At 58.7% G+C, this 20,628-nt stretch carries 20 protein-coding genes and 1 pseudogene; 6 read left to right on the forward strand and 15 right to left on the reverse strand.

Going from position 1 to position 20,628, the window contains the following annotated elements; genetic code table 11:
- Positions 1-78: 78 nt before the first annotated feature.
- On the forward strand, positions 79-924 hold the full coding sequence (locus tag BN77_RS22165; protein ID WP_040678636.1) for an inositol monophosphatase family protein: 846 nt from the start codon (positions 79-81) through the stop codon (positions 922-924).
- Here BN77_RS22165 and BN77_RS22170 read toward each other — a convergent pair.
- From BN77_RS22170 to BN77_RS22210, 9 genes are all read right to left on the reverse strand, one after another.
- Entirely contained in the window at positions 915-1,766 is an 852-nt protein-coding gene (locus tag BN77_RS22170) for a glycerophosphodiester phosphodiesterase (protein ID WP_007536222.1), read from the reverse strand. The two genes, BN77_RS22165 and BN77_RS22170, sit on opposite strands and share 10 nt — an antisense overlap.
- Positions 1,759-2,838: an ABC transporter ATP-binding protein gene (locus BN77_RS22175; RefSeq protein ID WP_007536224.1), complete on the reverse strand. Its 1,080-nt coding sequence runs from the start codon at positions 2,836-2,838 to the stop codon at positions 1,759-1,761. Before BN77_RS22175 ends, BN77_RS22170 begins: the two co-directional genes overlap by 8 nt.
- 37 nt (positions 2,839-2,875) lie before the next feature.
- Positions 2,876-3,700 carry an ABC transporter permease gene (locus BN77_RS22180; protein WP_007536226.1) on the reverse strand — a complete coding sequence of 275 codons (825 nt, stop codon included), beginning with the start codon at positions 3,698-3,700 and terminating at the stop codon, positions 2,876-2,878.
- On the reverse strand, positions 3,700-4,590 hold the full coding sequence (locus BN77_RS22185) for an ABC transporter permease (protein ID WP_007536228.1): 891 nt from the start codon (positions 4,588-4,590) through the stop codon (positions 3,700-3,702). Before BN77_RS22185 ends, BN77_RS22180 begins: the two co-directional genes overlap by 1 nt.
- A complete protein-coding gene (locus BN77_RS22190) occupies positions 4,590-5,735 on the reverse strand; it encodes an extracellular solute-binding protein (protein ID WP_007536230.1) in 1,146 nt (381 codons plus the stop codon). The genes BN77_RS22185 and BN77_RS22190 overlap by 1 nt, the downstream gene beginning before the upstream one ends.
- A 227-nt stretch (positions 5,736-5,962) precedes the next feature.
- A complete protein-coding gene (locus BN77_RS22195; protein ID WP_007536232.1) occupies positions 5,963-6,754 on the reverse strand; it encodes an amino acid ABC transporter ATP-binding protein in 792 nt (263 codons plus the stop codon).
- Complete coding sequence (locus BN77_RS22200) at positions 6,751-7,419, reverse strand: amino acid ABC transporter permease (RefSeq protein WP_007536235.1); 669 nt, start codon at positions 7,417-7,419, stop codon at positions 6,751-6,753. Before BN77_RS22200 ends, BN77_RS22195 begins: the two co-directional genes overlap by 4 nt.
- Positions 7,416-8,057 (reverse strand): amino acid ABC transporter permease, encoded by a 642-nt coding sequence (locus BN77_RS22205; protein ID WP_007536237.1) that lies wholly within the window; start codon positions 8,055-8,057, stop codon positions 7,416-7,418. Before BN77_RS22205 ends, BN77_RS22200 begins: the two co-directional genes overlap by 4 nt.
- Positions 8,058-8,144: 87 nt before the next feature.
- Entirely contained in the window at positions 8,145-8,972 is an 828-nt protein-coding gene (locus BN77_RS22210) for a transporter substrate-binding domain-containing protein (RefSeq protein WP_007536240.1), read from the reverse strand.
- Positions 8,973-9,208: 236 nt separating this feature from the next.
- On the opposite strand from BN77_RS22210, the gene BN77_RS22215 reads away from it, so the two are divergent.
- The 4 genes from BN77_RS22215 (at position 9,209) to BN77_RS22230 (ending at position 12,882) form a co-directional block, all read left to right on the forward strand.
- Complete coding sequence (locus BN77_RS22215; protein ID WP_007536244.1) at positions 9,209-9,952, forward strand: UTRA domain-containing protein; 744 nt, start codon at positions 9,209-9,211, stop codon at positions 9,950-9,952.
- A complete protein-coding gene (locus tag BN77_RS22220; RefSeq protein WP_007536246.1) occupies positions 9,949-10,887 on the forward strand; it encodes a LysR family transcriptional regulator in 939 nt (312 codons plus the stop codon). The genes BN77_RS22215 and BN77_RS22220 overlap by 4 nt, the downstream gene beginning before the upstream one ends.
- Before the next feature lie 92 nt (positions 10,888-10,979).
- Complete coding sequence (locus tag BN77_RS22225) at positions 10,980-12,329, forward strand: LLM class flavin-dependent oxidoreductase (RefSeq protein WP_007536248.1); 1,350 nt, start codon at positions 10,980-10,982, stop codon at positions 12,327-12,329.
- Between the two features lie 16 nt (positions 12,330-12,345).
- Positions 12,346-12,882: a flavin reductase family protein gene (locus BN77_RS22230; protein ID WP_007536249.1), complete on the forward strand. Its 537-nt coding sequence runs from the start codon at positions 12,346-12,348 to the stop codon at positions 12,880-12,882.
- Here BN77_RS22230 and speB read toward each other — a convergent pair.
- Positions 12,873-13,844, reverse strand: a complete 972-nt coding sequence (gene speB / locus BN77_RS22235) for an agmatinase (RefSeq protein WP_007536252.1) — start codon at positions 13,842-13,844, stop codon at positions 12,873-12,875. The two genes, BN77_RS22230 and speB, sit on opposite strands and share 10 nt — an antisense overlap.
- Positions 13,845-14,048: 204 nt before the next feature.
- Between speB and BN77_RS34950 the strand changes: the two are divergent.
- Positions 14,049-14,256: pseudogene (locus BN77_RS34950) on the forward strand (arginase family protein); the annotation flags it as partial.
- A gap of 56 nt (positions 14,257-14,312) precedes the next feature.
- On the opposite strand, the gene BN77_RS22240 reads toward BN77_RS34950, so the two are convergent.
- From BN77_RS22240 to BN77_RS22265, 5 genes are all read right to left on the reverse strand, one after another.
- Entirely contained in the window at positions 14,313-14,780 is a 468-nt protein-coding gene (locus BN77_RS22240) for an MEKHLA domain-containing protein (RefSeq protein ID WP_007536257.1), read from the reverse strand.
- A 1,098-nt stretch (positions 14,781-15,878) separates the two neighbouring features.
- The gene (locus BN77_RS22250) at positions 15,879-16,169 is read right to left on the reverse strand and encodes a DUF982 domain-containing protein (protein ID WP_007536259.1); all 291 of its coding nucleotides are present in this window, start codon (positions 16,167-16,169) and stop codon (positions 15,879-15,881) included.
- A 483-nt stretch (positions 16,170-16,652) separates the two neighbouring features.
- A complete protein-coding gene (locus BN77_RS22255; RefSeq protein WP_007536260.1) occupies positions 16,653-18,944 on the reverse strand; it encodes a xanthine dehydrogenase family protein molybdopterin-binding subunit in 2,292 nt (763 codons plus the stop codon).
- Entirely contained in the window at positions 18,941-19,924 is a 984-nt protein-coding gene (locus BN77_RS22260; protein WP_007536261.1) for an FAD binding domain-containing protein, read from the reverse strand. Before BN77_RS22260 ends, BN77_RS22255 begins: the two co-directional genes overlap by 4 nt.
- Positions 19,921-20,397 carry a (2Fe-2S)-binding protein gene (locus BN77_RS22265; protein ID WP_007536262.1) on the reverse strand — a complete coding sequence of 159 codons (477 nt, stop codon included), beginning with the start codon at positions 20,395-20,397 and terminating at the stop codon, positions 19,921-19,923. The genes BN77_RS22260 and BN77_RS22265 overlap by 4 nt, the downstream gene beginning before the upstream one ends.
- Positions 20,398-20,628: the final 231 nt, after the last annotated feature.

Raw genomic sequence — 20,628 nt, forward strand, 5'->3', positions numbered from 1 at the left:
GCATACGCCATGTCCCGCCTTAAGGGCCGGCGCCTTCGTCATCAAAGCTTCATGTGGCTCTGCCATGACCTGATGACGATGTCGAATCCGATTCCTTGCGAACTCTCCACAGTGTCATCCCGCATCTCACCAGCTGCTTCGCCGCGTCTTGCCGCATTGGCAAAAGCAATTCTCATCGGTGGCGCTAAAGCGCGCAACTCTCTACGTCGCCGTCTCGATGGCGAGTTGGTCGCAAAAGCGCCCAGGGATTATCAGACGGAGATCGACGTCGCAGTCGAGCGAATTATAGTCGACGAATTGAACAGGTCCTTTCCCACCTATGCAATCAAAGGTGAAGAGGCGGTTGGCAACCGGAACGCCAAGGACGGAGCACCGGCGATCTATATAGATCCAATCGACGGGACCACGAATTTCGCCTGGGGCATCCCGCATTTCGGAATGACCATCTCGATCGTGGAGGACGGTCAACTCGTGGCTGGCGTCGTCTACGATGCAATGGTGGACGAGCTTTTCAGCGCCGAGTTGGGCGGCGGGGCATACCTCGATGGCGAGCGCATCCAATGTGTCAGCTCCAAGGGAACTGAAGATGTGCTCGTCGGCGCCGGGCTGCCAATCCCCGGCCAGCTAAAAGCCGTGTCCGAGGAAGTCTATTTCAACGCGCTCAAACGATTGATGGCGACCACCGCTGGCGTGCGGCGGCTGGGTTCAGCTGCACTGTCCATCGCCTATGTCGCCTGCGGGCGCCTTGATGGCTTTTTCGAGGACGGGCTGTCGCTGCACGATTACGGCGCTTCTGCCTTGCTGGTGCGCGAGGCGGGCGGCGTGGTTTCCGCTTTCAATGGTGGGCCTGTTACAGCCAGCGGAGACATTCTTGCCGGAAACCAGGTCCTCCATCCCTGGCTGGTTGCAGGCTTTCAGGCCTGATCTTCCATCAAAAGCCGCTCCAGGCCAACCGGATCGTCGGTCGTGATCTGGTCGGCCTTCAGCTCGAGCAGGCGGTTGACGCCTGGTAGAGCCTGCGGCACCGCCGAGTTGACCGTGTAGGCGTCGATTAGCCGCCCCGCGTCGTGAAATGCGGCAATCAGGTCATAGCCTGCCTGATCAGCATGGAGCACCAAGCGTCGGTTGAGATAGATCATCTGCGCGCGCGGAACTGCGTTAAGAGCGCCAGCAACGAAGCCCGCAAAATCGCGCGTTTCCATCAGCCGCTCCATGGCGCCGTCGTGGCACGGGTCGTAGCCGATTGCCATCTCAGGCACGGCCTGCGACAGTCGCTCGACGGCAAGCGCGTCACCGCCTGACAGAATGACAGAGCCGGCAACCGGGGAAACGGCCGCAGCGAATGCGGCAATGTCGGCGTCACCGATGGTGTCAGAATTCTCTTTCAGGTCAAGCTGCAGGCCCGCTCCCGGATGTGGGCTGATCCGAGCGAGCAGTTGTCCAAGATCATCGAGCATCATGACCTTATGGCCGCTCGGCTTGCCGAATGGGTCCCGTAGATGCAGGCTCTTCAGATAGGCCCCGGATGCCTCGCGAACCGGACCGGCCCCTGTTGTCGCCGCGTCGAGCATCTCGTCATGCAGAACAGCGAAGCCATCACCGGCAAAGCGGACAAGATCGATCTCCACGCTGGCACCGAGTTCCATACCTTCAATGATACGTTCACCTGTAAAGGAAATGTCTCCGGCAAAACGGTGACCCCGATGCCACTTCAGCCAGGTGCGATGTCCGCCTCTTTCAATCGCTATTCCCCGACCTTTAAGCATGCCCAAACGCCCGATCGTTTTGTCGAGCCGATAAGGGGGCGGATTCGTAGACAAGCCGATTTTCCCGGAACGCCCTGAAGGCCGCGGGGACTGGGTCCACCAACGTGCCTGTCGTCCAGTCGCTGTTGCCCTGCGTCATCACTTTCAGCCTTATCCCATCGACGAGATCGATTTCGACGATCTTATGGGTGCCAAAATCGATGCTGCGGTGAACGATGCCGGCCCCCTTCCCCTTCGCCTCGACCAGCGACAGCGCCTCCGGGCGAACTGCAAGCACGATTTCCCCATCCTGAACGGCAACGGGGAGCGAAAAGGCTGCATGTTGGCTCCATCCGGCCTTTACAGTCGTTTTAATGAAGTTCATCGAGCCGATGAACCCGGCGACAAACTCGGTCTGCGGCTCACGGTAAATGCGATCGGGCGGCGCGATCTGTTCGGTGCAGCCATCGCGCATTACCACGATCCGGTCGGCGAGCGCCAGCGCCTCGTCCTGCCCGTGCGTGACGAAGAGCGTGGTTATGCCAAGCCGCTGCTGGATGTCGCGCACCTCCTCGCGCAGCCGCTCGCGCAAGTGTTGATCGAGGCTGGCGAACGGTTCGTCGAGCAGCAGGATCTTTGGTTCAAGCACAAGCGAGCGGGCAAGTGCCACACGCTGCTGCTGGCCACCCGATAGCTGCGTGGTCATGCGTTTGCCGTAGTCGGTAAGGCCGACGAGGGTCAATGCCTGTTCCACGCGCTCCTCGATCTCAGCTTTCGGAAGTCGGCGAAGTCTCAGACCGAATGCAATGTTGTTGAAGACGTCCATATGCGTCCACAGTGCATGACTCTGGAAAACCATGCCTGTCGGCCGCCTTTCCGGCGGCATTGCCGTAACATCCTTTCCGTCGATCAGGATGCTTCCTGCAGTCGGCGCCTCAAAACCGCCAATCATGCGCAACAATGTCGACTTTCCTGAGCCGGAAGGACCAAGCAGGCAGACCAGTTCTGCGTCTTCAACATGGAGCGAGACATCACGAACCGCATGGGAGGTGCCGAAGCTCTTCGAGACGCTCTTTATGGTCAAGCGTGCCATCTTAATCCCTTCCTGGTGTCTTTTGCCGCAACGAACATCATGCTCCCAAGCCCTTCGCGAAGGTTCCTGTGCCGATGACCCTGCGCGCAAACATCAGTGCGATGAAAGATGGAACCCACAGCATGACGGAGAGCACGGCGCCGTATTGAACCACGATCTGATTGTTGATGAAGGTGACCATCAGCACCGGCATCGTGCGAATTTCCGGCGCGCCGATCAGCCATGCCCCTTCTGTTTCGTAGAACGTCGCGACAAAAGTCAGCAAGACCGCCGCCACGATCGTCGGAGCCGCCTGCGGCAACGTGATTGACCAGAATACACGCAAAGGGGCCGCCCCGGCATCGCGCGCTGCCTCCTCCATGCGCCGATCAACGTTTTGGAAGGCAGCGACCGGGATCCAGATCATCAGCATCAAGGTTCCGACCAACTGAATGAGAACGACGCCCCAGAATGTGCTGATCAGACCGATCCGCAGGAAGATGCCAGCAATTGCCACCAAGAGCCCGAATTTCGGAAACGCGTGCGAGGCGAGAAACGACAGGAAGAGGATATTCCTGGCCGGAAATTTCATCCGCGCGAATGCATAGGCGGCCGGAAGACAGATCACAGCGGAAAGAATAGTCACCGTCATCGCCAACCGAAGGCTAAGAAAAAGGGCCTCCCAGACATCGGTTCGCGACAGTGTCAGGGACCAATAGCGCAATCCGAAATGCTGCGGGACCACAGCCGGGTAACGCCAGACCTCGCTGAAGGCCCAGGTTCCGACAACCACCAGCGGCAAAGCGATGAAAAGCGTCAACAGCAATGCCAGCAAGACGCCGATCCAATCTGCTTCGGCAACGGCAAGTCTTGCGCGTCCCATCACACGCCTCCCCTGTTTCGGGCAATAGAGCGCACGTAGAAAATCCCGAATACGAGGCAAAAGCCGAAGGCGATCACAGCCTGCGTCAGGGCGTTGACGGGATCGTTCATGTCCGAGAATGTTCGTTGCATGAAGGGACCCATCATCTCCGGCGAAGCCGGCCCGAGAAGATACGGCAGTGTGAAGGACGAAAAGACCCCAAGGATCGCAAAAGAAGTTGTGACGAGGAGCGAATTTCCCATGCGCGGCAAAATGATCGAGAGGAAGACGCGGGGCGGCGAAGCACCGACGTCGCGCGCCGCCTCAATCGAGCTTTTCGGGATATTGCCCAACCCTGCCGTCAGCATCAGGACAGTGAGCGGCAGGTTGTCCCAGACGAGCCCGATGACCGGACCCCAGGGCGTAAGATAAGGAGATGGCAGCTTTGGCAATCCGACGGCGTTCAGCAGTACGTCGACGGCGCCGTTTGGTCCAATGGTGCGGATAAGTGCATAGGACAGGATGATCGAGGGCACGAACATCGGGAAGATGGCAAGCCCCTGCACATAGGTGGAGAGCGGTCCATGAGAAAATCGAAGGTAGAGCGCGATCGGAAGACCAGTTGCCAGAAGCAACAGGCCGCAGATCAAGGTCGTCCAGAGCGTGACCCAAAGATTGGCACGACTGTATTGGTCGCTGAAGAAGAAGTGATAGGAGGCGAAGGATAGCGCCGAGGTGCCGTCCTGCTGTGTGATAAACACCGTGCTCGCCACCGCCGATAGGATCGGGTAGATGATCAGCCAGGCCAGAAGAAGCACAGGCAGGGCAACCAACAAAAGCCCCACCCGGCCCTGCCCACTCGCCGGCGCAGAAAGCCGCGCCGTAAGCGGAAGTGTGATGGACCTGCGCATTACGTGCGGCTTATGCCCGGCGCGACGTTGCGATACCAACCGTCGTTGATGGTGGTTTCCCAGTCACCAGCCGGGAAGGTCGGGATCGTCGCCGGAATGACGTCGGCATACTTCTGACGCAGTTCATCCGAAATGTGATCCCAGGAAATGCCAGGAAAGCCGCCGATTTCAGTGATGATTGCTTCCTGCATCTCCTTCGTCAAAAGGAAAGCGGCAAGCTTCATCGCAGCCTCATTGTTGGCACCGTTCGAAAATACCGTCATGCGAGAGAAGCCGCCGCATAGCGCCAGATCACCGAGCTGGACGAGACCAGTGGTTTCCGGCAGGACGCCCTGTGAAATCGCCTGCAAGACCTGGTCGGACCAGACCGGCGTCATTGTCACGACGCCTTGCGCAAGAAGCTGGATCGACTGCGTGTTTCCGGCCGTATACGCGCCCTTCTCGTACAGCGACGGCGCCAGATCGTTGAGAAGCGCCCAGGCTGGTTTCAATGCTTGATTGGCGTAGTCGGCTGTGAAGTTGTCGATCGTGAACTTCTTCGGGTCGCGGCCATTGGCTTCATGAATAGCGCGGCGAACAAAGTTGCCGCCGGAACCACCCTTATCCGGACGATTGTAGATGAACTGGCCCGGGTTGGCCTTGATCCAGGCTGTCAGCTGCTCCCAGCTCTTGGGGGCATCCTTCGGATCGAGCTTGGTCTTGTCATAGGCGAGCAGCACCTGCGAGCCGCGATAGGGCAGAGAGTACTTGCTGTCGAAAGCGAGTGGATTGACGTGATCGAAGCCTTTGATGTTCTGCGCCGAGAACTCCACCCAAAGGCCGGCCTCCGCACCGGATGCCGGAAGGCGCGGATCGAAAGTTTCGAAAATATCGGCTTGCGGGTCCGCCTTCGTCTTGAGAGCCGCCAGAGCGCGGTCTGCAATGGCGCGCAAACCAGTATTGTCGCCAGCGTCTGTGATCTTCACAACCACACCCGGGTAAGCCTTTTCAAAGGCCGGGCGGACGACGTTGTTCCAGAAGTCGATGATGTTTGCGTCCGATCCGCTGTAGAGATCGATCGTCGTTGTCGCTGCCGATGCAATGCGTGGCAGCATCAGCATACCAGCGGCCGCGGTGCTGGTGACGAGGAAATCGCGTCTGTTCATAACCCTCTCCATTGGCTCGGATGTAGAAGGCCGTGCTACGCCTCGAGCGTAACAGCGTCATGACAGCGCAGCGTTCTCGATGAAAGTTTGCACAGCTGTGCAACGGCTGATGTGGCATGCAAAATCTGAAAAAAGGCGGCTCACCGCTTCGATGTCACATGACCTGCTCGCAGGCTTATGGTGCATGCTTTAGATCTTTCCCCCGCTTCATTTCGCCAAGGAAGCCGCTAGAGCAACATCGACGCGCCACGATCGAGATAGGTATCGAGAAACTGCTCCAGACGTGGATGCCGCGGCTTCTTGAAAACCTCCTGGGGTGCGCCGGTAAAGAGGATTTTTCCGTGATCGAGGAAGGCGATCTGCTGACCGACCGTGGCGGCAAAGCCGATCTCGTGCGAAACGACGACCATGGTCATGCCTTCCTTGGCAAGATCGCGCATGACGTTCAGCACCTCGCCGGTGAGTTCCGGATCAAGCGAGGAGGTCGGCTCATCGAAGAGCATAATCTTCGGCTTTAGCGCAAGCGCACGCGCAATTGCCACACGCTGCTGCTGGCCACCGGAAAGCTGTGAAGGGTAGTGCCCGGCGCGCGCCTCAAGTCCTACCTTGACGAGTTGCGCCATGGCACGTTCCTCGGCGTCTTTGCGGCTCATCTTGTGGACTGTCTTCAAGGCTTCGCTGACATTGCCGAGTGCCGTCATGTGCGGCCAGAGATTGAACTGTTGAAACACCATTCCGATCTGCGCCCGGATTGCCCGATTGGCGGCCGGTGGAATACGCTCGCGAACGCCTTGCGCATTTTCCGTGAAGCCAAGGACCTCGCCATTGATCGTGATCGTGCCGGATGTGGCCTCTTCGAGGAAGGCCATGCAGCGCAAGAGTGTGCTCTTGCCAGACCCTGAGGGCCCGATCAGGCAAGAGACTTGCCCCTGCGGGATCGCAAGATCGATGTTCTGGAGTACGGTGGTGTCTCCAAACGTCTTGAAGAGATTCTTGACTGCGATCGCGGGGAGGCTCATGCGTTGAAAAACCTGAATCTGGTGAGTTTCGTTTCGACGAGGCGGCCAAGACGGCCGGTGATCTCGACAAGAGCCCAATAAAACAGCGCCAGCACAGAAAGTGCTTCGACGAATGCATATTGCTGGGCGCCGATGGCGCTCAGTGTGGCGGTCAGCTCGGGCACCGTTATAATCGACAGAACGGCCGTTTCCTTCATCAGCAAGACAGCCATGTTGAGTGACGGCGGCAGCACCAGCATGGTCATCTCAGGCAATAGAATGCGCTGGATGATCTGGCCCTGCGTCAGTCCCACACATTCCCCCGCTTCAATATGCCCCTTTGGAACCGCCATGAAGCCGGAGCGGAAGATCTCGCTGTAGTATGCCGCACCATAGATCGAGATGCCGATCAGGCCCGCAGGCACCGGATTGAGGGACAGGCCGACAAACGGACCGCCATAATAGACCAGAAAGATTTGGATCAGGAACGGCGTGCCGCGCAGAACGGCGACACAGAAACCGAGCGCCTTGTCGAGGATTACGCCGCCAAACCGACGGCCGACGGCGACGAAAAACCCGATGATAGCGGCAGCGATCGTGCCCACGATCCAGATCATGATCGTCACGCCCGCCCCGCTTGTGATCGCCGGCAATTGATCGAGAATGACGTTGATGTCGAAGCTCATCGTGGTACCCCCGGAAGGGACCGCTCGATGAGGTCACCGGCAAGCGCCACAATCCAGTTAATGGCAAGATAGATAAGGCCGGCAGCGGCGAAGATTTGCAGCGGCAGAAATGTGCTGCCGGCAAGGTCCTGCGCCATGCGGGTCAGTTCGATCACACCGACGACCGAGACCAGCGATGAGGCCTTCAGAATGAGGATCGCCTCGTTGACGAGGGCTGGAAATGTAAGGCGCAGCGCGATCGGCGCCTTGATGCGACGAAAGATCTGCGCCGGCGTCAAACCGACCATCTCAGCCGACTCGATGAGACCGACCGGCACGCTGGCAAATCCGCCGCGCATGTTCTCCGCCTGATAGGCGGCCGTGCAAAGCGAAAGCCCAACGATCGCCGCAACGATGCTCGGTACGTTCAAGCCGATCGCTGGCAGCATGTTGTAGATCAGGAGCAGCTGCACGAGCAGCGGCACACCGCGGAAGAAACTGATGAAAATTTGTGCAGGCACGATAAAGAGCTGCTTCTTCGACAGAAGCATGCCGGACAGAAGGATCGCGATTGCAAAGCCAATCAGAATGGAGACGACGCTGATCGTGACCGTATAGACCGATGCGTAGAGCAGCAATTCAAAGAGTTTGATGGACATATACGGCTTTTGTCCGCCTGACTGTCTGGGGATCCGAGCATCTTCGATTGCGCCCCGAGCGGAGCGCAATCGACTTGTCGTTTAAAATCAGAATGCGGGATCCTTGACGGCGTCCGGCGTTTCGAAGGTCGCGCCGAACCACTTCTTCTGAAGCTCGGCCATGCGGCCATCGGCCTTTATCTTCAAAAGGGCCGCATCGATTGCGTCCATCAGTGGTGCATGATCGGCGTCCTTCAGGCCAATGAAACCGAAATAGGACTTCTTACCGAAGGGCGGCAAGACAACTTCGAAGGTGCCTTCGCGTTGCTTGGCAACGAAAGCTATATTGGGCAGCGAGTTGGCAACCCCGGCGATACGGCCAGCGGCGAGATCGGCATAGGATTCAGTAAAGGCGGGGTATTCGCGGATATCGACCTTCGACGGCAGCGTTCCCGAGAATTCCTTCAGCTGGTCGAGCTGCGAAGTCGCCTTGCCGACACCAATCGTCTTGCCGGCGATATCTTCCGGCTTGCTGATCGTGGTGTCGCCAGCCTTCTTCAGGATGGCGATCGTTGCCTCGGCGATCGGCGGTGTAAAGCGATAGCGTTCCATACGCTTTTTGGTGATCGTCGCCGGACCGGCAACGACATCAAATTTGCCGGCCTCGAGCGCCGGAAAAACGCCATCCCAGGGAAGCGCAACCCACTCGATCTTGACGCCGAGCTCCTTGCCAATCTCCGCGAAGAGGTCGACGTTAAGACCGGCATGCTCGCCGGCGTCGATGAAGTCGAAAGGGGCGAAGGCGGTTTCGGTGCCGACCTTGAGCGTACCAGCGGCCTTCACCGCAGCGAGCGTGTCGGCAGCGTGCGCCGACAGCGTCGCTCCGAACAGGAATGCCGCGCCGACAAGGCCCTTAAGCAGTGAACGTGCGATCATGATTGTCTTCTCTCTCCAGTTTTTGCTCCGGCAAAGGAGCCGAGTTCCCGATTTTGTCCCGTACTGCGAATTTCTGCGGTCCGCTTTTGACTATACAAATAGATATAGCGTGGCCTAAGGTGTCAACGTCAAAGTCGCCGGACGCAAATTTTGTGCCGAACATTTGCATCGCAAACACTGCTCGGGTGTTTGGGTCCGGAGGATCTCAGGCCGCTTTTTTTTCGAGAGGTCGCAAATTGGAGCCGATTTATCTCAGGATATTCGAGGATATCGAGGCCAAGATCCTGAGCGGCGCGTGGCGTCCGGGTGACCGCATTCCACGAGAGCACGACCTGGTAAAAAGCTATGGCTGTTCGCGTATGACCGTCACCAAGGCGCTCACCACACTTGTCGAACGAGGGCTGGTGGTGCGCAAACGCAAGACAGGTTCGTTCGTCGCCTCGCCGCAGATCGACCGGACGGTCATGGACATTCAAGACATCGGCACCGAGGCCGTGTTGGCAGGCCATGAACATCGCTACGAGATACTGATGCGCCGGGTTGATACTTTGGGCCAGGCAGAAGCGCGGCAACTGCATGGGCAGGCAGATGCCGAGGTGCTGCGCATCCAGTGTCTACATATCGTCGACGGCAAACCGACCGCCATCGAACGCAGAATCATTCTGCTCGACGCCGTGCCACTTGCTAGAGACGAGACCTTTGCAAGCGCACCACCGGCAGAATGGCTTTTGTCGCAGGTGCCGTGGTCCAAGGCAAAGCATGTGATACGGGCGGTTTCGGCCGATGCGGCAACGGCGCGCATCCTTGAGATCAAGCGCGGCGAGCCCTGCCTGAACCTCATCCGGCAGACCTGGCAGAACGATCGCATGGTCACCTATGTGGAAATCACCCATCCCGGCGACCGCTTTCAGTTTGCAGGCATCTTCCACCCGGCCGAAAAGCACGCTTTGCGCCGACAACCGCATGAGGCACCGCCTTGAGCGAGGAACAGAATTCCAGAGCAATTCCGTTCAAGGGCCTGCAGGCTTTCGAAGCGGTTGGACGCTGCGGCAGCGTAATGGCGGCAGCAACGGAGCTAAACGTTTCGCCCGGCGCTATCAGCCAGCAAATCCGCAAGATCGAGAGCTTTCTCGGGGTGACACTTTTGGAGCGAAGCGGCCGAACGGTGGAACTGACCCATTGGGGACGGCTCTATCATGCCGAAATATCCAAGGGATTTGAGCAGTTGGCCTTTGCTCAGCAACTGCTTGAGCGGGCGCGCAATGAGACCGGCTTGGTGCTCAGCGCCTTGTCGTCCGTCGTCAACAAATGGCTGGGCCGCCGCATTTTCGACTGGCAAGCGCTGCATCCCGACGCGCAAGTCCGACTGATTGGCCGCGATAAAGAACCACGAATGGGCTTCGACGAAGTCGATTTCCGCGTCAGTTACGGATCCGATGTCTTGCAGCACGACCACTATGTCGAGCTGTTTCGCGATTGGGTCGTTCCGGCCTGCTCCCCTGTTCTGATCGATGGCGCAAAGATTTCAGCCGCAGATCTTCTGTCCTATCCACTGCTGCATGTCGAATGGGAACGACATTTCACGCCTTACCCAAGTTGGGCGGAGTTCGCCGCGAAAATAAATGCCGGATTGAAAGCGCGTACCTCCGCCTTGTCGTTCACTCTATCGAGCAGCGCCATCGATGCTGCCGTCAACAAGCGCGGAATTGTTCTCGCACAGATGTCGATGATCGCCGATGAATTGGAAGCGCAGACATTGATCATTCCAGTCGATATCAGAATGCCACTGCGCGAGAGCTATTTCCTCGCCTGGGACCGCTCCGCGCTCCAAAAGCCATATGGCTCGGAGTTTCGCGACTGGGTCATTGCCACCGCACGCAGACAGGCGCAACTCTCGGCGCCTCCGATTCTTTAGAAAAACTAAATCGGAAATCAGCGTTACCACATTGATGAAAAAGGTCGCGTGGCGCTAACCTTACGCAAACGGAAAACCTGCGGGAGAACGAGATGGCGCGCACCGACAAGATGAAACTCGGAACCTTCGTCTACACGTTCGGTTTTCATCCGGCGTCCTGGTTGCATCCAGCAAGCGACGTTCATGGCGCCAATGATTTCAACCATCTGCTTAGTGTTGCCAAGCGCTCGGAGGCGGCAAAGTTCGACTTCATGTTCATGGCCGATTCCCCCGCTGCGGCCATCGGTGATCCGGACGCGCTTGCCCGCATCCCGACAAAGATGAATCGCTTCGAACCCTTATCGCTGCTGTCGGCTCTGTCAGTGACAACGAAGGATCTCGGCCTCGTCGCCACCGTCTCAACCAGTTATTACGAGCCTTACAATGTCGCGCGCCTCTTCGCGTCGATCGACCATCTAAGCGGCGGCCGCGCCTGCTGGAACGTCGTCACCTCCGACCACGACGAGACCGGCTATAATTTCAATCGCGAAGGACTTGACCCACACGCCCTGCGCTACGAGCGCGGCAACGAATTCGTCGACGTCGTCTTCGGCCTGTGGGACAGCTTCGAGGAGGGCGCGCTGCTCCTCGATCGCGCAAATGGCGTCTATTACGACAAGACAAAGCACCACACGCTCAATCACAAGGGCAAGCACTTCCAGGTCCGCGGACCTCTTAACATTGCCCGCACGCCACAGGGCCGACCGGTCATTGCGCAGGCCGGCGGCTCGGAGCCCGGTATGGACATGGCCGCGCGCACGGCCGAGATCGTCTTCAGCCTCGCCTCCAATATCGACCGGAACCGCGCCTTCTACGAAAACGTCAAGGCCCGGATGCCAGCCTATGGGCGCAATCCAGACAACCTGAAGATCATGCCAGGTGTTGTGCTAAACGTCGGCGAAACAGAAGCAGAGGCAAAGGCAAAGGTCGATTATCTCATAGAGAAAATGCATCCGGATGTAGGGCGCCTCATGCTTTCAGAGTTCCTCGAGGCCGATCTTAGCGGTGCGCCTCTGGACCAGCCTTTTCCGATGGACCGGCTGCCGGCCGCACCGAAAGGCTCGCGCGCGCTGTTTGAGGAACTGGTCGACTTCGTTAAGAGTGGCCGCACGCTTGGAGAACTGGTGCGCCACTACGCCGAGAAGCATACGGGCAACGGCATCACCGGCACACCGGCCCAAATTGCCGACTTCATGCAGGAGTGGTTTGAAACGCGCGCGGCTGACGGCTTTATCCTGATGTTCCCGACGCTACCTGCGAGCCTTGATGATTTTGTCAAGCTCGTCCTGCCGGAGTTACGGCGCCGCGGGCTCTTCCGCGAGGAATACGAAGGCAGGACGCTACGAGAGAACCTCGGACTTTCTATGCCGGTCAACCGCTTTGCGAAAGCGACTACGCCCTGACCAAGGAGGTGAAGCAATGGACACTCTGTCGATGCGACCACTTGTCGATCAATCTGCGTTCAAGCTGTCGATGCGCCAGTTGGCAGGGGCAGTGAGCGTGATTACCGTCGGCGAACACGACGACCGCACTGGCTTCACCGCAACCTCCGTATCCTCGCTATCGGCCGATGTGCCATCACTCATTGTCAGCGTCAACCGCGCGTCGTCCTCGTGGCCCGCCATGGAGAAGTACCGTCGTTTCTGCGTCAACGTGCTGGCTTCAGACCAGGAGCATGTCGCAAAATCCTTTGCCGGCCTTGGGGGTCGACGTGGCGCGGAACGCTATGCGGACGCGCATTGGTATTGCCTCGCCACCGGGATGGCTGCCCTCAGGGACGCGCTGACCGTTCTGGATTGCGAACTGGAAAAGGTTCTGAACCACCACTCGCATGCCATCCTGATTGGCCGTGTCTGCGCAATTGAAATCCGCGAAGACGTCGAGCCGCTGCTTTACTGGCGCGGCGGTTATCGACGCCTTTCCGGCGAGGTCCAAACGGATCACACTCAGATCTGACTTGCCTTGCGCAGCTCTTCGACTTGCTTGGCAATGACGCATAGAAGCTCAAACATCATAGTGGCGCCGGCAAGTGCAGTCATGCCGGCAAGATCGAAGGGTGGAGAGACTTCGACCACGTCCGCGCCGACGATGCGCACACCCGCAAGCAACCGGATCATCTGCTGAGCTTCGCGGGTGGTAAAGCCACCCGTCTCAGGTGTCCCCGTACCTGGCGCCATCGACGGATCGATGCTGTCGATGTCGAAAGTGACATAGGTTGGCAAACCGCCTACGATCTCGCGCGCTTCGCGCATGACATCCTCAGCGCCGCGGCTGACGAACTCTTCCATATAGATGATGCGCACCCCCTGCTGCTTTGCCCAGTCATGTTCGCCGGCATCGTAGATAGAGCCACGAATTCCGATCTGAACGATGCGCCCCGGATCGAGCAAACCTTCCTCGATTGCCCGACGGAACGGCGTGCCATGCGTATAGGGATTATCGCCAAAGTAGCAGTCGTTGGTGTCGGAATGGGCATCGAAATGGATGAGACCGATCGGCCCTCCCGTCGCAAGGGCACGCAAAACCGGCAAGGTGGTGAGATGATCACCGCCGACCGACAGCGGAATTGCGCCTGCCGTGACGATCTCGGCCATGCCTTTTTCGATGCGGCTAAGGCCATCGATAAGATCGATCGGATTGACAGAGAGATCGCCAACGTCGGCAACATTGGCGATGCTGAACGGTTCCGTGCCGGAGACGTGGTGAACGCGCCGCATCAGGCTCGATTGATTACGGACCTCGCGTGGGCCATGCCGAGCGCCGGCCCGGTTCGTCGTCCCGCCGTCCCAGGGAATGCCGACAAGCGCAATGTCCAGGCCCGCTGCGCTCGTTACCGCAGGCAGGCGCATGAAGGTCGAATGTCCAGCAAAACGCGGGACCTTTGCGGCATCGACCGGTTGAAAGAAACTGCCGTTCATTGTTTGTCCTTTGCTAGAAATAGTGTCGCAATGTGTGATCCTGCCGCCTCTCCCGCAAGCCATCTTCTGTTAATTTCCGATCAGTGAGCAGCTCTTTCGGGGATGCCCGAGCGCCTGCGCATGCAGGCAAGATAAGCCCGCGAGTGTGACGCACGCCAAAAGCAGTTGTCATGGGCGCCGATGCCCTTCAAATGCGTTTGCGCCGGGCAAGGAACGCCTGAGATGGCGGCTTGACGAGCCGAGAGGCTTGGAACAGCTGCGTGGCCTCAAAGGTCTGAACCTAGTCGGAGCAGATGTCGTTGAGGAAGCGCCAGTACGATAGCACGGCCAATACAGCACAGGCTGCCGCTCAGGTGCTGTTGAGATCCTCAGCCTCCTGGTCTTTAGTCCGGCTATTGCACCAAAAAACTGAGCAACACGGGGTCCTGGAGCGTGATGCCAGGTGTGGCGATACCCAGCCTGGCTCGGTTAGACATTCGTCCAGGTGGCGAAAGTTGCTGCCTGGCCTTGCGACCTGCCGTGCTCGTCAAGCAGCTGCCAGACAATTCCATTCTCCATCCAGAAGCGCTTTCCGGACTTGGTGACGCGTAGCGCCCGACAATCGGCGATATAGCCTTGGCGCTCAACTGCATCCAGAAGCAATTGGCGCTCTTTTCGGTCCGGAGCCTCGGCAGACAAGCGCGATGGCAGCTTCGTAAACTCATCCCATGTATATTCGAAGCGCGCCTGGGCTGAAACGTTGGCATAGATGAAGCGCGGATCAGGATCCGTGTTATGGACCAAAACGACCGCTGGGGCTTCTCGATAGAGCCAGCCGGGCCCCTGGCCCGGTTCAACAAGCGCCTTGCCCACGAGCCGCTGAAAACTGCCGGTCAACAGCTTGAAGAATTCCAGGTCGGTGGCCGGATCGACAGGCCCGGGTAGCCTCTTTTCCATCCTTGTTCCATCGTCTGTCGCTAGCGAAATCGTCGCCTAACGAATTGTTGAGACCATCGAACAGACCGGAACCGCCGCCAGAACCCGATCCGATTTCGATTCTAGGCGTCGAATAGCGACGACGGCAACTCAACAGTTATTCGGCCAGGTCCCGAAAGACGGATTGCCACGGCTTCTCGCAAGAGAGCAAAGCGGAGCTCCAATGCGGTGATCTCCGGTGACCTTGGCAGCTTGGTCAATTCGGCTGCGAAAAGATCAAACTCCCTTCCGAGCGCGGTTTCATCAAAAGGTGGGTTCACTTGCTCTCGACCGATGTTTGCTTGAAGACTCAACAGACATGGACTTACAGCGAGACCTGCGAATGCGCTTAACCTGCGTGTGGTCATGCTGAATATCCAATTAACAATCTCGCGGGCGGCGTTAAAAATTGACACGAGCGAGCGGCGCAAATCTCCGTCGCCCCCGGTCTGCAGAAGGCCAAAGGCTGCGGTCTAGCTGGTGCAGCGTCATAGACAGCGCGCGGTAACGGCTGCTGCCCGACCAATTGCGGGTCTAACGACGTCGACAGGCGCTAAACATTTCCAACTAACAACATCCCGACGGCAATCCAAAAAAGCGCGCATACTTCTGCCGCCACCAAATAACCAATCAGACGATCACTCATTGATGCCCCTCCTCAGAAGGCCATTCAACGACGTCCCACTCCACCAAGACGTGTCTGACCTTCCACTACGGCCTGTACACGGCAGCCTAATCGTCAAATTCGCCGAAGCACAGCAACCATAACGCGAATTTTGGCATGCGCCATTATTTTTTAACTCGGACGTCAGTAAAATGCAGCAGTAGCCCTGGAATGCGCCGACGAGTTTTCGTGCTTCATCTTGCGTGAGGGCAATGGGAAGTGCGATTGACGAGCAACGCCGACACCCCTGACCTTGATCCAGCTAGCGGTGATTTGATCATTGATGCTTGGTACGAAACGAAGATGAGAACCGCTTACCTTGAAGGCCTCGAATGTGAGGCGTATCGTTTCATTGTTGCCCGCTCTAGGGCACTGCTCATCATTTCTTCGGCCCTGCCCACTGCGGGGCTTCTTTTTCAGCTCGCTTTCAGCATCTTTGTCGCGTCGTCCGGCAGGATCTGAACACCTGCCTCATGCGCGGCTACGACGAAGGCTGCTCGAGCATTTGCCGCGTCCGTATAGAACTCCGGGGCCTCCAGAGTCGGCACCGGTGCATGATGGAAGGATGGAACGTTCGACCAATCCCATCTGTCGCTGAGGAGAATGGCGGCGAGGTCCTCGACTGAATCAGCATGCCGATAGCGGCCGGTGTTGCCTTCAAATCCGACATCCATCGGACTGATAGAAACGGGAACCTCTCCAGCCATCCCCTAAACCCCCTTGGCACCAGAGAATCCAATAAATGGAAATGCGATCGGTTTCGTCCAGTGTCGCGGCGCAACATCCTGCCTGGCGACTAGAAGACTGACCCAAACAAGACCATTCATTTATGCGAAAGTTCTTGTGACCCGGACGGACAAGTCATTTCGAAGTTGTCAGATCCGCTGCGTGCGGGAACGAGATGCAGGAACGCGAAAGGGTCTTCCGCAAACGATGTCGGCCGACCGCTGCCAAGAACCCGGAGCCAACAACTCGTCCAAGGTCCTCAGGAACGTATCGGAATGGCAGCCCAGAGTGTCGGGTCGGCAGCCGGCGAAGGCCACTGACGTCACCCGTTGCTTCCAATTATTTCCGGCGGGGAATTTTGTTCTCGCGCACGTCAATCACAGCGCGCGAGAACTCGATGTTGCGTACAAGCTCTATCCTGCGCACCATCGTCTGAACAACAACGCGATGGTGAACCACCCAAGTCACAGCAGCTTTTCGAGCGTTATCGGCAGGTCGCGGACGCGTTTGCCGGTTGCGTGAAAGACAGCATTGGCGATCGCTGGCGCCACACCGACGATCCCGACCTCGCCGACGCCCTTGCCTCCGAGAACCGAGGCATTGTGATCGGGGATGCCAACCGATATCACCTGGATTGGCGGGATGTCGGCATTGGTCGCGACCAGGTAGTCGCCAAGATTGTTGTTGATGACCCGCCCGTTGCGCGCGTCGACCAAGCCTTCTTCCAGCAGAGCTTGGCCAATCCCCATGATGATACCACCGCGCCATTGGCTCTCGGCGAGCTTGGGGTTGTAGATCCTGCCGCAATCGAATGCCGAGACCATCCGGGAAACGCGGATCGTGCCAAAGTCTTCGTCCACCTTGACCTCGACGAAATGCGCGCACCAGCTGTGCATGGAGAACTCGCCCGCCGTCGGCCCCTGAATGCTTCCCATGGTCGTCCAAGCTTTCCTGTGGCCCTCCGGCCCCTGTTCTGCCTCTGGAAGCGTGTTTCGCCGTGTCTCGATACTGTTACGACGAAGAGCCGTCATCAGCTCCCCAATGGAGACAGACAATCCCCCCTCGCGCGGCACGAAGACCCGGCCATCCGCGACCATTAACGTATTGGCGCCCGTATTACGGAACGGAGAGGCGCCATCGTTGAGGGCAAGCTCGATCAGTTCGTCACGTGCAGCCGATGCCGCCTTGTGAACGGCCCCGGTGATGGCGCCGGCAAGCATCGAACCGCCGGCGACGGTGGCGCCGGGAAGCGATGAATCGCCAAGCCGGACATTGATGCTTTGCGGCGGGACACCGAGAACTTCGGCCGCGGTCTGGGCAAGGATCGTATAGGTGCCCTGCCCCATGTCGATTGCGCCGCTGACGACCTCCACGGAGCCATCGGCCAGGATCCTGATCAGTGCCTCGCTCGATGCGCGCAGAACAGGGAATGTGCCGCAGGCGACCCCCCAGCCTACGAGTTGCCGACCGTCCTTCATCGAGCGCGGAGCAAAGCTGCGCCGCGCCCAACCGAAGGCTTGGCCACCTTCTAAAAGTGCCTCACGCAACCTTCGGGTAGACCAGGGTTTTCCCGATTGCGGGTCACGCTGCGCGTAATTGCGAAGCCTGAGTTCAACTGGATCAACTCCCACTGCATAGGCAAGCTCATCCATGGCGCATTCGAGGCCGAAGGCACTGGGATTCTTGCCGGGCGCGCGCAATGCTCCGGGCATGACCGTGTTCACCGGGACAAGACTGTGCCTCGCCTGGAAATTCTCCACGGCATACATCAATGGGGTTGCCGCGTTCGTCTGCTCGGGAAAGTCCGCATAGGTGGCCGTCTCGCTGACACCCTCGTGTACGATCGCTTTAAGCACGCCATCGACATTGGCGCCGAGCGCGATCGTCTGCCTGGTCGCGGCGCGGCCGCCATAGGCAGTGAACGTTTGCGGGCGCGTGAGTGCAAGCTTCACCGGCCGTCCGAGCTTGCGGGCTGCCGCCGTTGCGATAGCGCCATAGGCATAGGCTGTCGCCTTGGAACCGAAGCCTCCACCGATAAACGGCGAGACGATACGTACGTTTTCATATGGCAGCCCATACCACTCGGCGTAGGTACGAGCCATCCCGTGCGTCCACTGGCTCGGTTCCCAGACGATCAGCTGATCTTCTTCCCATTTGGCAATCAGGCCATGCGGCTCAATCGCTACGTGATATTCACGCGGCGTTCGGTATTCAGCCTCGACGCGGACCGGCGAAGCGGCGAGTGCTGCTGCAGCGTCGCCCCAAGTCACTGTAAGTGCGTCGAGCAACCTTCCCTCGCCTGCGTTCGGATCGTCAAAGCCAACAATCGCAGATGTCTCCTCGTAGGTGATCTCGACCAGTCGGGCAGCCTCTGTTGCCTGCTCGAGCGTTTCACAGATCACTGCAGCGATCGCCTGACCATTGAAGGAAATGTCATTCGACAACGGACGGTAGGGCTCGTTGTCCGGCCGGTTACCGTACCAGTCGGACGCCCTCGTCAGGCCGAGTTCGACGTCGGGTGTCAGCACCAACAGCGTGCCCTTTGCCGCTTGCGCCCTCGTTGCGTCAATCTTCACAACCCGACCGGCGGCGACCCGACTCTGCACGAGAACCCCGTGGGCCAGCTCCTCGACCGGTTGCTCCAAAGCATATGTCGCTCCCCCGGTGATCTTCAGCCGTCCATCGAAGCGCGAGAGGCGACCACCGATTGTACCGTCAGAGGCATCGCCGCGTTTGCGAGGTTCCATGATGGTCATGCGAGGCCTCCTAAAGTCAGAATGGCGCGTGTAACGACACGCGGCGCAAGTTCGATCTTGTAACGATTGCCGCCATGGGCGGCGGCGCCCTCCACGGCCAGCCGGGCTGCATTCTCGACGGTACCCGCGTCCAAATCCTTCCCGATCAGCGCCTTCTCGACAGAGCGCGCTCGCCACGGTTTGGTGGCAACGCCACCCAATGCAACACGGATATCGAGGATCGTCTTGCCGTCCGCAGCCAATTCCAGTCCGACGGCCGCGCTTGCAGCAGCGAATTCAAAGGACTGCCGGTCCCGAACCTTGAGGTAAGTCGAGTTTCTGGCAACTGACGAGGCAGGAACGCTGATCGACACCACCATCTCGCCACGCTGAAGGATCGTTTCACGTTCGGGTGTATTGCCGGGAGCCACGAAGAATTCATCCGCGGCGACTTTGCGATCACCGAGATCGATCGTTGCCTCCAAGGCAACAAGTGCAACGGCAAGGTCGCCCGGATAGGAGGCAATGCAGTTCTCACTGGTGCCAAGAACCGCGTGATTGCGGGTCACTCCACCGATCGCCGAGCAGCCTGAGCCAGGGCTGCGCTTGTTACACGCGGCAAAGGCCGCAGGATCGCGGAAATAGGGACAGCGCGTCCGTTGCAGAAGATTGCCGCCGATCGTCGCCATGTTGCGCAACTGGGGAGAAGCTGCCAGCAAAAGCGACTGTGAAATCGCCGGATAGTTTGCTCTTATCCCCGGACTGGCGGCAACATCCTCCATCTTCGCGAGCGCGCCGATCGTGACACCGTCGGAATCAGCCGAGATCTGTGACAGATCCGGGAGGTGGCTGATGTCGATGACTGTTTCAGGTTCGGCGACCCCGCATTTGGCAAGATCGAGAAGGGTCGTGCCGCCGGCAAGCAGCATCGCGCCTGATTGCATGGCGTGCAGGCGCGCATCCTCGAGCGAGCCGGCTCTGACATAACCGAAGTCTCTCATAGCGCCACCTCCGCTGCTTCGCGCACTGCCGCCACGATATGATTGTAGGCGCCGCACCGACAGAGATTGCCGGCCATGTATTCCCGTATCTCTTCGTCCGAGCCCGCTCGTCCTTCACGGATGCAGGCAACGGCCGACATGATCTGCCCAGGCGTGCAATAGCCGCATTGGAAGGCGTCATGTTCGAGGAAGGCCGCCTGGACCGGGTGCAGATCACCGCTTTCGGCCACCAACCCTTCGATGGTCGTGATGCTGCGCCCCTCGACCTGGGCAGCAAGCGTCAGACAGGCGAGCACACGCTTGCCGTCAACATGGACGGTGCAGGCGCCGCATTGCCCCTGGTCGCAGCCCTTCTTTGTTCCTGTAAGGCCGAGGTGCTCACGCAATGCATCGAGCAGCATAGTTCGCGGCTCGACATCGCACTCATAGCGGCGCGCGTTTATGTCCAGTGAAAGATGAACCGTTCGTGTCATGATAAGCTCCTGCTATCGTCACGAGATTGGAAGCCGGAAATCCAAAAAAGCGGTAGCCGATCAGGATCGCTGCACTAGGTAGGTCCATGGGAAGCAAGTCCGCGCACGTTTGGACATGACATCCTGCCCCTTTCTGGATTAAGAGGTAATAGGCACTCCCCTAAAACGGAGGAGCCTCCGCTTAATCTAGTGACTTGCCGCAGAGCGTCAAGTCCCGAAAGTCGTTGGAGC

The sequence above is a fragment of the Rhizobium mesoamericanum STM3625 genome, from assembly GCF_000312665.1.
Classification (GTDB): Bacteria; Pseudomonadota; Alphaproteobacteria; order Rhizobiales; family Rhizobiaceae; genus Rhizobium; species Rhizobium mesoamericanum.